Genomic DNA, 13,003 nt, shown 5'->3' on the forward strand with positions numbered 1-13,003 from the left:
TTTTAAGGTACTTACTAAAGGGTTTAGAGCCCCGAATAATTTACTTTATTCTTTTTGGAAGCTTTTTTCATAAAGCTCAATCCATTGCTGTGCGCTCATCTTTTCTGCCAATTCTCCCAGGAGCTCGTAAGGAATTGCATCCATTTTCTTAAAGCGAATACAAGATTTTCCCATGTCCAATTTGTACTTGCCATGTTTGGGATACTCCGTTGTAAACCATGCTAACAATTCTGGGCTTGCATAAAGACCCATATGATAAACCGCCATGAAATTCTTTTGCGAACCAATGGAAAGGAAAGGAAGTGGCTCATCCTTTTTGCAGTGATACCCTGCCCCGTACATACTGAGAGGAACACTAAAGGTAGGGAAGCCATAAGATAAACGAGACTCAAAGCCTGAGGGTAAATTGGTTTCGAAAACTCGAAACAGTTTCTCAAAAGGCTCCTTTCTATCTTGGGGTAGTGCCTCGTAATAGGTCTGAATGTCTTGGGATTTAAACTTCATCTTAGTTCGTTTTGGTTTTAATGCACTTTGGTGCTCATTCAAAATTAGCAAAATAAAGTGATAGAACTATGCTATAGAATTCAAAATTGGAATCCCTAGAAAATTGAAGTATTTTCAGTAATTTTGCGTAAAAGATATTCGATATGCCTACCATCTCTAAAAGAGCTCAATTAATGCCGGCATCCCCGGTTAGAAAACTAGTCCCATTTGCCACACAGGCCAAAGCCAAAGGAATCAAAGTATTCCATCTAAACATCGGGCAGCCGGACATCCCAACCCCGCAAACCGCACTTGATGCAGTGAAACAGAATGATCTTAAGATTTACGAATATGCACTTTCTGAAGGCAATATCGAATACCGTGAAGCGTTAAGAGACTATTACCATTCTTTAGGATTCACTGACCTTACCACAAACAATTTCATTGTGACCAACGGAGGCTCAGAAGCCCTCAACTTCGCGATCTCTACACTTTGTGATGATGAAGACGAAGTGATTATTCCTGAACCGTACTATGCAAATTACAATGGATTCACCTCTACTTTCAATGTAAAAGTTGTGGCCATTCCATCAAGCATTGAATCCGGGTTTTCCCTTCCACCGATGGAAGATTTTGAAAAAAAGATTACTTCGAAAACCAAAGCCATCATCCTTTGCAATCCAGGAAACCCGACCGGCTATCTTTACACAAGAGAAGAGCTTCAAAAGCTTGCTGAAATTGCATTAAAACATGATATCGTTATTATTTCTGATGAGGTTTACAGAGAATATGTGTACGATGGAGAAAAAGCAGTCTCTATTTTAGAGTTTCCAGAGCTGAAAGATCACGCCATTGTAATTGACTCCGAATCGAAACGCTACTCCATGTGCGGCGCTCGTATTGGTTGTATGATTACGAGATCTACACTTATCCATAATGCGGCCATGCTCTTTGCTCAAGCTCGATTAAGCCCTGTTCTCTTAGGACAAATCGCGGCAGCAGCAGCTCATAAAAACGATCAGGAGTACATTTTAAGTGTTCGTGCAGAATACACCAAAAGAAGAAACTTACTTGTAGAACTTCTAAATACGATTCCGGGAGTTATTTGTCCAAAACCGAAAGGCGCATTCTATTGTGTCGCGGAACTACCCGTTGACGATACAGAAGTGTTCGCTCAATGGATGCTAGAACATTTCCAAGACGAAAAGCAAACCGTCATGGTGGCTCCTGCAGGAGGATTCTACAGCGATCCAGAACTTGGAAAAAAACAAGTTCGTATTGCCTATGTACTAAACGAGGAAGATTTAAGAAGAAGCGTGGAGCTACTTGAAAAAGCGATCGCGGCCTACCGAGAAACCAAAGGCATTTAAAAACCCAAGGATAGCCGTAAGCCCTTTCCAGGACTTACGGTTTCCCTTTTTTGTCCTCCCCCATTTTTTAGTGTAAAAACGAATTAATATGACTTTGAACGAATCCTATTCTCTAAAAGAGTATACCACATTTGGCGTGGAGGCAAAGGCGCGCTACTTTGCCGCCGTTTCCACTTTGGACGAGCTCAAAGAAACACTTATAAACTACAGCGAACTACTTAAGAAAGAGCCTAGTTTAAAACCTCCTCTTTTTCTAGGACAAGGTAGCAATCTGCTTTTTACACAGGATTACAACGGGCTGGTCATCAAACTCAATTTAAAAGGAATTAAATGGGAGCCTATTGGGCAAGAAACAGCTTTAATTTCAGCCATGGCTGGAGAAAACTGGCATCAGTTCGTGCTTTATACCTTGGAGGAATTAAACCTCGGCGGTCTTGAAAATTTATCTCTTATTCCTGGAAACGTAGGCACCTCCCCTATACAGAATATAGGAGCGTACGGAGTCGAAATCAAGGATGTCTTTAAAAGCTGTAAGGCTCTTAATTTGCAGACTTTAGAGCTGGAAGAATTTTCTTTAGAGCAGGCGCAGTTTGGGTACCGTGATTCTTTTTTCAAAAAGGAAGGAAAAGGAAAATACGTAATTACCGAAGTGGAGTTCGAGCTTACTAGAGACCCTTTTCATCTTAAAAAAACAAACTACGGTGCCATCCGCACTGAACTTGAGTCCAAAGGAATTCAAAACCCGAGCATTCAAGAGATTTCTAATGCGGTGATCTCCATTCGCCAAAGCAAGCTTCCTGATCCCAAAGTCTTAGGAAATGCGGGCAGTTTTTTCAAAAACCCAATTGTTTCTGATTCTTTTTTCCAAACGTTGGAAGCGAAATTTCCCAATGTGCCTCATTACGCCGCTCCCCATGGACAAAAAGTCCCTGCGGGCTATTTAATTGAGCAGTGCGGTTGGAAAGGAAGGCAAATTGGAAATGTAGCGACCCACGAGCACCAAGCGCTTGTCCTTGTGAACAAAACGGGAGAGGCCACAGGAAAGGAAGTATTCGACTTTTCTGAAAAAATTATACAAAGTGTTTTTGAAACCTTTGGAATCACCTTAGAGAGAGAAGTAAATATTCTTTAGGATCCTGACATTTATCGGATTTACAGAATTAATGCAAACCTAGGGGAGAGAATCTGAATTAAAACCCTATTTTTGCTAGAAGCAATTGTTTATATGAAATACCTGTTTCTCAGCCTTCTCAGCGCCGTACTTCTTGCGCTTTCATGGCCTACATACGGCATTCCTTTCTTCCTTTTTTTCGCGCTCATCCCCTTACTTGTGATGGAGCACGACTTAAGCAAGTTTTCAAAAATAAAAAACAAGGCCTGGTCTATATTTGGCTTTTCGTATCTCACCTTCCTTCTATGGAACATCGTCACCACGGGTTGGCTCTATGGCTCTTTAAACCCAGACGGAACTCATTCCCTTTTGGCGGTGGTCATTCCGGTGCTTGCCAATTCCCTACTCTACTCCTGCGTATTCATTCTATATCATCATTATAAGAGAATTCAAGGCACCTATTGGGGACTTGTTTTCTTTGTTGCCATTTGGATGGGCTTTGAGAAGCTGCATCTCGATTGGGAATTCACTTGGCCTTGGCTAAACCTTGGGAATGCATTTTCAGAGTATCCCAAACTAATTCAGTGGTACGATACTCTAGGGGCCACCGGCGGTAGTTTCTGGATTCTACTTATCAACGTCTTTGGGTTCTACACCTTAAGAGTATGGCAGGCGGCAAGAAAACAAAAGGCATTGCTAATCAATTCTTCAATTCTCTTAGCAGGAATCCTTTTGCCCATGGCAATCTCTCTCATTAAGTACAACTCTTTTGAGCAGAAGCCCACAGGGGAAGTAAGCGTTTTACTTTTGCAGCCCGATTTAAACCCCTATACTGAGAAATACAGCAAAGATTCCCTTACAATCGTTTCGGAGCTTTTGCAAATAGCACAGAGCCATTCTACTGGAAAAATTGACTATTACATCGCTCCAGAAACTTCACTTCCTGGAAGCGGCTCCATTTCGGAAACAGGATTCGACCATAGCCTCGTCCTAGGACAGGTTAAAGAATTTTTAAGCACTAAACCAAGCGCCGTGTTTGCGGCAGGAATCTCTTCGCACCGTTTTTTCTCTCCGCTCGAAACGGCACCCAAAAACGCCTACCAAACTTCAGGGGGTCTTTTTGTAGAAAGTTACAATACGGCCGTTCAACTAGATCCTAAAAGTGAAATACAAACTTACCACAAAGGTAAATTAGTACCCGGCGTCGAGATCTTCCCTTATATGAACCTTTTAAAGCCCCTATTAGGAGATGCGATGCTCAATTTTGGCGGAGCCGTGGCTTCTCTCGGGAAAGACGATAAGAGGGCTGTCTTTACAAACCCTTACAACGCAGGAAAACTAGCTCCTGTTATTTGCTACGAAAGCATATACGGAGAGTTTACCACAGAGTATGTTAAGAACGGAGCCAACTTTTTAGCCATCATGACCAACGACAGTTGGTGGGGCGTCTCTAACGGACACAAGCAACTACTCTCCTATGCCCGCTTACGAGCCATTGAGAACAGGCGTGAAATTGCTCGCTCAGCAAACAGTGGAATCTCTGCCCATATCGATGCAAGAGGGGAAATTGTAAACGATACCTTTTATGGAGACCAAACTGCGCTCTATGCGAAGGTGAAGCTGTACGAAAACCAAACCTTCTATACGCAAAGCGGAGACCTATTAACTCGAATTTCAATCTTTACCTTAGGTTTTTTAATTTTTTACACACTGATCAAAAAGTTTCAAAACCGAAAAAAAGCCTAAAGCAGCAGAATACGACATTTCACATCGTTTTCGACCTAGCAGCACTTCGCGATTCCCAAGAAATTAGGAATCTAAAAGCGACGTATGCGCAAAAAAGAGTATCTTTGCAGCCTTACGAGTGAAGCTTCCTATCCTAACGCCAATTCAAGAGGAATTCCCCCTTGCGTTCAAGCGCAACTATTTGAAAATAAATTTCAAAAACATTTGGAGGTACCGGAAATTAATCCTAATTTTGCACACTCAAATAATAAAGTCGTAAAAAGAACATCGAGATATGTCAAGAATTTGCCAAATAACAGGAAAGCGTGCAATGGTTGGTAACAACGTTTCCCACGCCCATAACAAAACGAAAAGACGTTTTGAAATCAATTTATTGGAGAAGAAATTCCATCTTCCAGAAACCAACGAGAACATCACGTTAAAAGTTTCTGCACACGGACTTAGAATTATCAACAAAATCGGAATTGAAGAGGCAGTTGAAATTGGAAAAAGAAACGGACTTATTAAAAAATAACAGCAATGGCAAAAAAAGGTAACAGAGTTCAAGTAATTCTTGAGTGCACTGAGCACAAAGAAACTGGCATGGCTGGGATGAGCAGATACATCACAACCAAAAATAAAAAGAACACGACAGAAAGACTGGAGCTGAAAAAATTCAACCCCGTTCTTAAGAAGTACACAGTTCACAAAGAGATTAAGTAACCATTTTTAAAGAATATTTACAATGGCAAAAAAAGTAGTAGCAACCCTAAAAGACGGGACCTCTAAAAAACTAACTAAAGTGGTGAAAATGGTAAAGTCTCCAAAATCTGGAGCTTACGTTTTCGAAGAAAGAGTGATGAGTGCGGACGAAGTAGACGCGTTTCTTAAGAAATAAGACTCCCACACTTAAGACAATATCAAAACTACCCAATTTTGGGTGGTTTTTTTGTTTTATCTTTGTACAGCAACATAAGCGCCCTATAAAAACAAACCCCGGTTAACCCCTATTGCATGAGCTGGTTTAAAAAAATATTTAATCAAGAAGAAAAACAGACCCTTGACAAGGGACTAGAAAAATCATCCACTGGATTTTTCGATAAAATCTCAAAAGCCGTTGTCGGAAAAAGCAAAGTGGACGACGAGGTTCTCGATGAATTGGAAGAAATCTTAATCGCATCCGATGTGGGAGCGAGTACCACCATTAAAATTATCGAGCGTATTGAAGAGCGAGTAAGTCGAGACAAATACGTAGGCACAGAAGAACTTGACAAAATACTAAAGGAAGAAATCAAAGGACTCCTACTCGAAAACCCATCTCTAGAACTTAATGAAAAGGAGCAAACCAAAAAACCCCATGTCATCATGGTGGTGGGTGTGAATGGCGTGGGAAAAACCACAACGATTGGAAAACTCGCTCACCAATTCAAAAGCCAGGGCAAAAATGTAATCCTAGGCGCTGCAGACACCTTCCGAGCTGCCGCTGTGGATCAACTTGTCATCTGGAGTGAGCGTGTAGGCGTTCCTATTGTAAAACAAGGAATGGGTTCCGACCCTGCCTCTGTAGCATTTGATACGGTACAAAGCGCAGTAGCGCAAGGAGCAGACATCGTCCTTATCGATACAGCAGGACGACTACACAACAAAGTAAACTTAATGAATGAGCTTACTAAAATCAAACGAGTCATGCAAAAAGTGATTCCGGACGCTCCACATGAAATCATGCTCGTACTCGATGGATCGACTGGCCAAAACGCATTTGAACAGGCCAAACAATTTATTGCTGCCACAGAAGTCAATTCTTTGGCCGTAACCAAACTGGACGGCACCGCAAAAGGGGGTGTTGTCATCGGAATCTCAGACCATTTTCAAATCCCCGTCAAATACATTGGTGTAGGAGAGAAAATGCAAGACTTGCAACTCTTCAACGGCGAAGAATTCGTAGAATCATTTTTCACAAGACGATAAACCCGATTTTTAATAATTTACCGAAATTGTTATAATTTTTCAATATTTGATACAGTGTATTGTTTTTTGGTGTAATTTTAGCCTTAAGCAAACCAAATCATTTCAAATACTAACAATTAAAAAATTTAAACTATGGGTATCTTAACTTGGATCATTTTTGGCCTTATTGCAGGCGCACTTGCAAAATTAATTATGCCAGGAAACCAAAACATGGGGTGGTTAATGACCATCATCTTAGGAATCGTAGGCGCATTCGTGGGTGGATTCGTCGGAAGTCTAGTCGGACTTGGTGATGTGAACAGCTTCTCTTTTGGAAGCATGGCACTCGCTGTCGTTGGAGCCTTGATCGTTTTATGGATTTATGGCATGGCCACAAAAAGATAGAACCAAAGTAAAAGAAAAAAAGCAGCCGTTCCTAGAACGGCTGCTTTTTTTATGGGGTTTAGAGGCTTAATCTATTTTCACTCTGTAAAAAGATTCCATCATGATTTGTGGTTTCGATTCTGGAGCGCTGATCATTTCAAAAAGCTTGAATTTATCTTCTCCTAATTTACTCTTAAGCACTTTGTTGTACAATTGATCGGAGTTTAAATCCTTCATCAACTGCTCGTATAGAGACACTTTTTTAGGGAAAGATTCTAAGGCGTAATCGGTCATTTTTGCACGTTTTGCCGCTTCTGCAATCGCCTGCTCCAAAGAACCCAACTCATCTACGAGGCCTAATTCTTTTGCACGTTTTCCAGACCAGATACGACCTCCCCCAATGGCATCTATCTGCTCAAACGTTTGCTTACGGTTCGTGGTCACCCAATGCACAAATTTCTTGTAGGTGTGCTCCACACTATTCGTAAACATTATTTCCCCTGCAGGCGTTAACCCTTGAAGCCAGGAATGATAAACTGTGTTCTCGTTTGTTTGAACTACGTCCGAACGAATGCCGTTGCGGTTTGCAAGCTGCTTATAATTCGGAATCATACCAAATACTCCGATGGAACCGGTTAACGTATTAGGCTCTGAGTAAATCTTATCTCCTGCCATAGCTATATAATAACCTCCGGATGCGGCATGATCTCCAAAGGAAACCACAAGTGGTTTTTTGGCTTTCAATTGCTGCAATTCGTAGAGTATTTCTTCGGAAGCATTCGCGCTCCCTCCCGGAGAGTTGATTCTAAGTACGACTGCTTTTACCTTGTCATCCTCTGTAAGCTTCTGAATGTACTCAATGTAATTTTCAGAATAGATCCCGTCATGACCCTTTCCATTGTAAATGGCACCGCTAGCGTAAAGAACTGCAATCTTATCCCCTGCGGTCTTCTTAGAATCTTTACTGGATTCAATGTATTTTGCAAAGGACACACGATTTAATTTCGAGTCTTTCTTAGCTGCAATTTTAGTCCGGATGAGATTCTCATACTGACTCTTTTGAATTAACTTATCTACTAATTTGTATTTGAGTGCATTTTCTGGAATCATTCCATACAAACTGTCGGTCACTAGTTTAAATTCGTCGGCAGACATAGATCTTGAGTTTGCGATCTTCTGTGCGCTATCTCCCCAAAGATCCCCTAGCAAGACTGAAAGCTGCTCTTTGTTTTCCTCTGAAATCGATTCGCGTAAAAAAGGTTCTACTGCCGCCTTGAATTTCCCATGTCGGATAACATCCATTCCAATTCCATACTTCTCAATGAATCCTTTCATGTATACGACTTCCGAAGACATTCCTTTCAAATCAATCATTCCCATCGGATTGAGGTAATAGGAGGAAGCCACCGAACCTAGGTAATATCCACTTTGAGTAACGCCATTCCCGTACGCATACACGAATTTACCACTGGATTTAAAATCTTCCAAAGCGGCTCGAATGTCGTCTAATTGAGTAAGACCTGCGATAATATAATCCGTCTCAATGCTAATCCCTTTGATTTTATCGTCTGTTTTCGCATTTTTAATGGCGAGTAGAACATCCTTTAATAACACCTTTGAAGGCTGTGGGGTTGTGGAAAAGAACAAAGAAGGTTGATCTTCCGCTGGGCTGTCAATAATCTGCATCTTCTCATTTAGAGTAAGGATCGAATCGTCTTGGATCTTCACCTTGTCTCCACCCGAAAGACTTCCTACAATCATCATGACTAGGAAGAAGCAAAATAGCATGGCTCCTACTATAAAAATGGCTACAATATTGGCCAGTACATTTTTAAAAAAACTTTTCATAACTTTATCTGCAATAAATATGACTCTATATGTCGCTACATACCGCCATTTTGTTACTTGGTTCCAATTTAAATAACCGAGAAAAGAATCTTGAAGAGGCAAAACTGTGCCTAGAGAACTATGCAGTGACTATCATTAAGGAAACAAAAATCATAGAAACAAGCCCTGTAGAGTTTGTGAGTCCCTATAAATTTCTTAATTTTGCGCTGGAAATTCAAACCTCACTTTCTCCCGTTTCACTTTTGAAAACGTTGAAGAAAATTGAGAGTGAAATGGGTAGACCCCTAGACTCGAAAGCGTCTGGAAAGGTAACGGATCGTTTGATTGATTTAGACATCGTTTCCTATGACAACCTAGAGTTTAAAAGTTCTACGTTAGAACTTCCCCATTTGCGTCACTTAAAAGAGCGTGAATTTTCAATGCAACTCCTTGAAGAACTAAAGGCTATGGCGTAAGTTTGGCCCACTAGAAATAGAGGAAACGCAAGCGAATGAGGCGGAAGCATGTAGATGTGTGTTAAAAAATGTGAATATTGTAAACTATTATATAAGAACCAATCCCATTTATGGCATGTTTCTTGTTAAATAGGGTAAAAGAGGCCCCAATTAACTCACATGGAGATTTCTCCTACTTAGGCCGCAAGAAAAAGGCATCCCAAGGGATGCAAAATAAAAAAGAATCATTTATTAACTAAAAATATATTTTATGAAACTAAATTTAGCAAGTTTGGCGCTAGCACTGGCAATTCCAGTAGCCTCTTACGCGCAGGATTCAGTTGTAGTAGCAAGCGAAGTGTATCCAAACACGTACACTTCTGGTTCTGCAAACGTGAGCCCTTTTACACAAGAATCAAAGAGATTCAATGATTGGAGCATTTCTGCTGGTGCAGGGGTTCCACTTTTGCAACACTCTGCCAACCTAATCTCTTTGAAAGAAGACGGAAACGGTAAGAATGTATTCGGTTATTCCGCTTACCTAAGTGTGGATAAAGCGATTTCTCATGCTTTCGGATTGAAATTACAATACGACAGAGGAGAAACAAGACAAGGTGATTTCAACACCAAATCTGACAACGCAACCGGTAACCAAGTTGCAGGGAGAACTCAGTACGATGCAATCTCCATCTTAGGAGACATTAACTTCTCTAACTTACTTAGACGTGTAGACAACCAATCGCCAATGCGTTGGGCTCTTCACGGGTACGCAGGTATTGGTACTTTAGCTTATAGAGCTTACCAAGAAAATGCAAGCGGACAAAGTTTAGTAGCAGAAGTAAAACCTTTTAAACTTGGTTCTCCATTTGGACAAGCAGGTGCAGGTTTGAAATACAAAGTGAACCGTAGAATCGACCTTGAAGGTAGAGCAATGTACGTGATCACTGGAGACGATCTATTTGACGGTGCAGCTTCTGCATCAGGATCAGGTGCTAGTTTCTGGAATGCGACTTTAGGTCTTTCCTTAAAACTAGGTCAACACCAATCTCACCTAATGTGGCATGACCCACTTCAAGAACTTTATTACAAAGTTGACGTACTTGAAAACAAAAACCAAGACGTAGAAGTTTGTAAAAAAGGAGATGCGGATAATGACGGTGTATGTGACGACTGGGATAGAGAACTTGACACACCAGCAGGTGCAAGAGTTGACGGAGCCGGTGTTGCATTAGACACAGATTTAGACGGAGTAATTGACCTATATGACAAATGTGTGACGGTTCCAGGACCGATTGAAAACAACGGTTGTCCAACAGGACAAGGGATTGTAAGCGATGACACAAGAGCTTTAGAAGGTATCGAGTTTGATTTCGATTCTTCTCAAGTACTTCCATCAAATCGTCCAATCCTTAACTCTGCTGCAAACTACATCAATTCTTCTACTGGCAATTATAATGTTGTAGGGGGAACGGATACTGCAGGATCTGATGCTTACAACCAAAAACTTTCTGAAAGAAGAGCAGGTAGCGTGAAAAACTATCTAATCGAAAGCGGAGTAGAAAGCACTAGACTTAACGCAATCGGTAGAGGTGAAAAAGACCTTAAATACCCAGAATGTAATCCTTCTACAAAATGCCCTGAATGGAAAAACAGAGCAAACAGAAGAGTATACTTCGAGGCTAACTAATAGGGCACTAAACCCAAAAACAGTGAAAACCACGCAACTTTGCGTGGTTTTTTTTGTTTAATTTAAGTATTTTTACACCATGAACGACGCTCGCTACCAACAGCTGAAGTATGAGTACTTGAAAATGTTTTGGGGGTACAGTGAATTCCGAGATCAACAAGAAGAAATCATTGATTCCATAGTCTCGGGAAAAGACACCCTAGCGCTACTCCCCACAGGAGCAGGAAAATCACTCTGTTATCAGCTTCCAGCTCTATTCTTAGAGGGCACCTGCCTTATCATCTCTCCGCTACTTGCCCTCATGCGAGACCAGGTCATTCAACTAAAAGCCCTAGGCATTGAAGCTGAATACCTTTCGTTCGAACTTGAGGATTTAGAAATGGAACTCATTCTCTCTCGATGCAAAGAGGGCGTCACGAAACTTCTGTTTGTCTCTCCCGAGCGACTCAAGAACTCGGTATTCCTTCGCCATATGGAGGAAATTGAAGTTTCGTTTTTGGCCGTTGACGAAGCCCATTGTATCTCCGAGTGGGGCCAAGACTTTCGACCGAGCTATCAGCACATCAAACAATTTCGAGAAGAATTTCTTCAGGTTCCTTGCCTTGCTCTGACGGCCACCGCAACGCCTCAAGTACTGGCCGAAATTAAGACCAAACTAGCCCTTACTCCGGTTCAACTTTTCCAAAAAAGCTTTAAGCGAGACAACCTCCAAATTGCAATGGAGAAAGAAAGCCATAAGTACGAAAGGGTGGCCGAGCTCTTACGAAACCATAAAGAGTCGGGCCTCGTGTACGTAAGAACTAGAAAAGAAGCAGAAAACCTAAGTCAATTCCTTCGCTCACGTGGGCACGATCGAGTTCAATATTACCATGCTGGACTCTCCGGTAAAGAAAAAATAAGCCGTCAAACCCAGTGGCTCCAAAGCTCGAACCAAGTGCTTATTTCTACAAATGCTTTTGGAATGGGTATCGACAAAACCAACGTTCGATTCGTCGTGCACTTTACAATTTCAAGCTCGCTCGAGAATTACTACCAAGAAATTGGACGCGCCGGACGAGATGCTCATTCAAGCCTTGCTCTTCTGCTATGGTCCGAGGAAGAAATCGCGGAATTTGACCGAATTCTAAAGAATCAAATGCCGACCAAAGAACAATACGAAAAAATTCTAAGCATCCTGTACTCGATTTACCAAGTCGCGGAGGGAGAACTTCCGGAAAAATCTTTCGTATTAGACATTGAAAAGATAAAGCGGCTTACTCGCTGCTCTGGAGCAAAGGTGCGCAACATCATTCAATTTCTTCATCACCAGGAATTGATTTACCACAACGACTACAAAAGCCCCTCCACTTTAGAGCTCTTTCTATCTCCAGACGAAATTGATCAACTCCCTGCTTCGGAGGCCTCGGTTCTGGAAAATCTATACCGTCAGCTTCCCGGTCTCTCCAAACAAAGGGTCCATTTTTCGGATATTGGCCTGGCTTCAAAGCTAGGCGTATCGCTTGAGAATTTAAAACAGACTTTTGCCACTTTGAACAAAACAGACTATGCTCTATATATGGACGGCTCACTTTCTAGTGTGAAATTCTTAAAACCGCGCGATTCCAGAGCTCTCTCCTTTGGCTACTACCCTTTGTTTGCACAGATACAGAAAAACAAAGTTCAAAAATGGGAAGAAATGAAGTACTTTGTAAAAGAGGAGAAAACCTGCAAAATGGTTCTCATCCTTCGTTACTTTGGGGAATCTTCAAATGAGCCTTGCCAGCGCTGCTATGTCTGCAAAAAGAACCAAGAGGCAAATTTTGGAAGTGCCCTAGAGAGTGAACTTCTCTTTGCTCTGGAAAAAGGACCCAAGACCTTGGAACAGCTCTCCGTGCATTTAAGTCTCTACCCAAAAAATGACATTCTCGAAACATTAATTCTTCTACTAGACAAGGAGCAAGTGAAGATGAAAGATTTTCGAACCTATACGAAAGCGTAAAGCTTTGCACAGCTTTAAAACAAGCAATATCTTTGC

13 protein-coding genes are annotated in these 13,003 nt (G+C 41.5%); 11 read left to right on the forward strand and 2 right to left on the reverse strand.

What is annotated here, in order from left to right; translation table 11 throughout:
* Positions 1 to 45: 45 nt before the first annotated feature.
* Positions 46 to 504, reverse strand: a complete 459-nt coding sequence (locus tag AC3IRX_RS05845; RefSeq protein WP_489208892.1) for a DUF1801 domain-containing protein — start codon at positions 502 to 504, stop codon at positions 46 to 48.
* A 143-nt stretch (positions 505 to 647) separates the two neighbouring features.
* On the opposite strand from AC3IRX_RS05845, the gene AC3IRX_RS05850 reads away from it, so the two are divergent.
* The 8 genes from AC3IRX_RS05850 (at position 648) to AC3IRX_RS05885 (ending at position 7,041) form a co-directional block, all read left to right on the forward strand.
* Positions 648 to 1,853: a pyridoxal phosphate-dependent aminotransferase gene (locus tag AC3IRX_RS05850; RefSeq protein WP_489208893.1), complete on the forward strand. Its 1,206-nt coding sequence runs from the start codon at positions 648 to 650 to the stop codon at positions 1,851 to 1,853.
* Positions 1,854 to 1,941: 88 nt separating this feature from the next.
* Positions 1,942 to 2,985 carry a UDP-N-acetylmuramate dehydrogenase gene (gene murB, locus AC3IRX_RS05855; RefSeq protein ID WP_489208894.1) on the forward strand — a complete coding sequence of 348 codons (1,044 nt, stop codon included), beginning with the start codon at positions 1,942 to 1,944 and terminating at the stop codon, positions 2,983 to 2,985.
* Between the two features lie 93 nt (positions 2,986 to 3,078).
* The gene (lnt, locus tag AC3IRX_RS05860; protein ID WP_489208896.1) at positions 3,079 to 4,710 is read left to right on the forward strand and encodes an apolipoprotein N-acyltransferase; all 1,632 of its coding nucleotides are present in this window, start codon (positions 3,079 to 3,081) and stop codon (positions 4,708 to 4,710) included.
* Positions 4,711 to 4,984: 274 nt separating this feature from the next.
* Complete coding sequence (rpmB, locus tag AC3IRX_RS05865) at positions 4,985 to 5,224, forward strand: 50S ribosomal protein L28 (protein WP_459083314.1); 240 nt, start codon at positions 4,985 to 4,987, stop codon at positions 5,222 to 5,224.
* Between the two features lie 5 nt (positions 5,225 to 5,229).
* Complete coding sequence (gene rpmG / locus AC3IRX_RS05870; protein WP_194739210.1) at positions 5,230 to 5,412, forward strand: 50S ribosomal protein L33; 183 nt, start codon at positions 5,230 to 5,232, stop codon at positions 5,410 to 5,412.
* A gap of 22 nt (positions 5,413 to 5,434) precedes the next feature.
* Positions 5,435 to 5,587, forward strand: a complete 153-nt coding sequence (locus AC3IRX_RS05875; RefSeq protein WP_459083313.1) for a DUF4295 domain-containing protein — start codon at positions 5,435 to 5,437, stop codon at positions 5,585 to 5,587.
* Between the two features lie 116 nt (positions 5,588 to 5,703).
* Positions 5,704 to 6,657, forward strand: coding sequence for a signal recognition particle-docking protein FtsY (gene ftsY / locus AC3IRX_RS05880; RefSeq protein ID WP_489208899.1), 954 nt, complete (start codon positions 5,704 to 5,706; stop codon positions 6,655 to 6,657).
* A 132-nt stretch (positions 6,658 to 6,789) separates the two neighbouring features.
* Complete coding sequence (locus AC3IRX_RS05885; protein WP_459083311.1) at positions 6,790 to 7,041, forward strand: GlsB/YeaQ/YmgE family stress response membrane protein; 252 nt, start codon at positions 6,790 to 6,792, stop codon at positions 7,039 to 7,041.
* A 66-nt stretch (positions 7,042 to 7,107) separates the two neighbouring features.
* Here AC3IRX_RS05885 and sppA read toward each other — a convergent pair whose 3' ends face one another.
* Positions 7,108 to 8,868, reverse strand: coding sequence for a signal peptide peptidase SppA (gene sppA, locus AC3IRX_RS05890; RefSeq protein WP_489208900.1), 1,761 nt, complete (start codon positions 8,866 to 8,868; stop codon positions 7,108 to 7,110).
* 29 nt (positions 8,869 to 8,897) lie between these two features.
* Between sppA and folK the strand changes: the two genes are divergently transcribed.
* From folK to AC3IRX_RS05905, 3 genes are all read left to right on the forward strand, one after another.
* Positions 8,898 to 9,323 carry a 2-amino-4-hydroxy-6-hydroxymethyldihydropteridine diphosphokinase gene (gene folK / locus AC3IRX_RS05895; protein WP_489208901.1) on the forward strand — a complete coding sequence of 142 codons (426 nt, stop codon included), beginning with the start codon at positions 8,898 to 8,900 and terminating at the stop codon, positions 9,321 to 9,323.
* 250 nt (positions 9,324 to 9,573) lie between these two features.
* Positions 9,574 to 10,989: an OmpA family protein gene (locus AC3IRX_RS05900; RefSeq protein WP_489208902.1), complete on the forward strand. Its 1,416-nt coding sequence runs from the start codon at positions 9,574 to 9,576 to the stop codon at positions 10,987 to 10,989.
* Positions 10,990 to 11,068: 79 nt separating this feature from the next.
* Positions 11,069 to 12,967, forward strand: a complete 1,899-nt coding sequence (locus AC3IRX_RS05905) for a RecQ family ATP-dependent DNA helicase (protein WP_489208904.1) — start codon at positions 11,069 to 11,071, stop codon at positions 12,965 to 12,967.
* The last annotated feature ends 36 nt before the right edge of the window (positions 12,968 to 13,003 follow it).

The sequence above is a fragment of the Epilithonimonas sp. KH_059 genome (genome assembly GCF_057838485.1).

What these genes read in the sequence shown, in the direction of transcription:
- ftsY (WP_489208899.1), top strand. Translation starts at nt 5,704, where the DNA reads ATGAGCTGGTTTAAAAAAATATTTAATCAAGAAGAAAAACAGACCCTT.
- murB (WP_489208894.1), top strand. Translation starts at nt 1,942, where the DNA reads ATGACTTTGAACGAATCCTATTCTCTAAAAGAGTATACCACATTTGGC.
- AC3IRX_RS05885 (WP_459083311.1), top strand. Translation starts at nt 6,790, where the DNA reads ATGGGTATCTTAACTTGGATCATTTTTGGCCTTATTGCAGGCGCACTT.
- lnt (WP_489208896.1), top strand. Translation starts at nt 3,079, where the DNA reads ATGAAATACCTGTTTCTCAGCCTTCTCAGCGCCGTACTTCTTGCGCTT.
- rpmB (WP_459083314.1), top strand. Translation starts at nt 4,985, where the DNA reads ATGTCAAGAATTTGCCAAATAACAGGAAAGCGTGCAATGGTTGGTAAC.
- AC3IRX_RS05905 (WP_489208904.1), top strand. Translation starts at nt 11,069, where the DNA reads ATGAACGACGCTCGCTACCAACAGCTGAAGTATGAGTACTTGAAAATG.
- rpmG (WP_194739210.1), top strand. Translation starts at nt 5,230, where the DNA reads ATGGCAAAAAAAGGTAACAGAGTTCAAGTAATTCTTGAGTGCACTGAG.
- AC3IRX_RS05845 (WP_489208892.1), bottom strand. Translation starts at nt 504, where the DNA reads ATGAAGTTTAAATCCCAAGACATTCAGACCTATTACGAGGCACTACCC.
- AC3IRX_RS05850 (WP_489208893.1), top strand. Translation starts at nt 648, where the DNA reads ATGCCTACCATCTCTAAAAGAGCTCAATTAATGCCGGCATCCCCGGTT.
- sppA (WP_489208900.1), bottom strand. Translation starts at nt 8,868, where the DNA reads ATGAAAAGTTTTTTTAAAAATGTACTGGCCAATATTGTAGCCATTTTT.
- folK (WP_489208901.1), top strand. Translation starts at nt 8,898, where the DNA reads ATGTCGCTACATACCGCCATTTTGTTACTTGGTTCCAATTTAAATAAC.
- AC3IRX_RS05900 (WP_489208902.1), top strand. Translation starts at nt 9,574, where the DNA reads ATGAAACTAAATTTAGCAAGTTTGGCGCTAGCACTGGCAATTCCAGTA.
- AC3IRX_RS05875 (WP_459083313.1), top strand. Translation starts at nt 5,435, where the DNA reads ATGGCAAAAAAAGTAGTAGCAACCCTAAAAGACGGGACCTCTAAAAAA.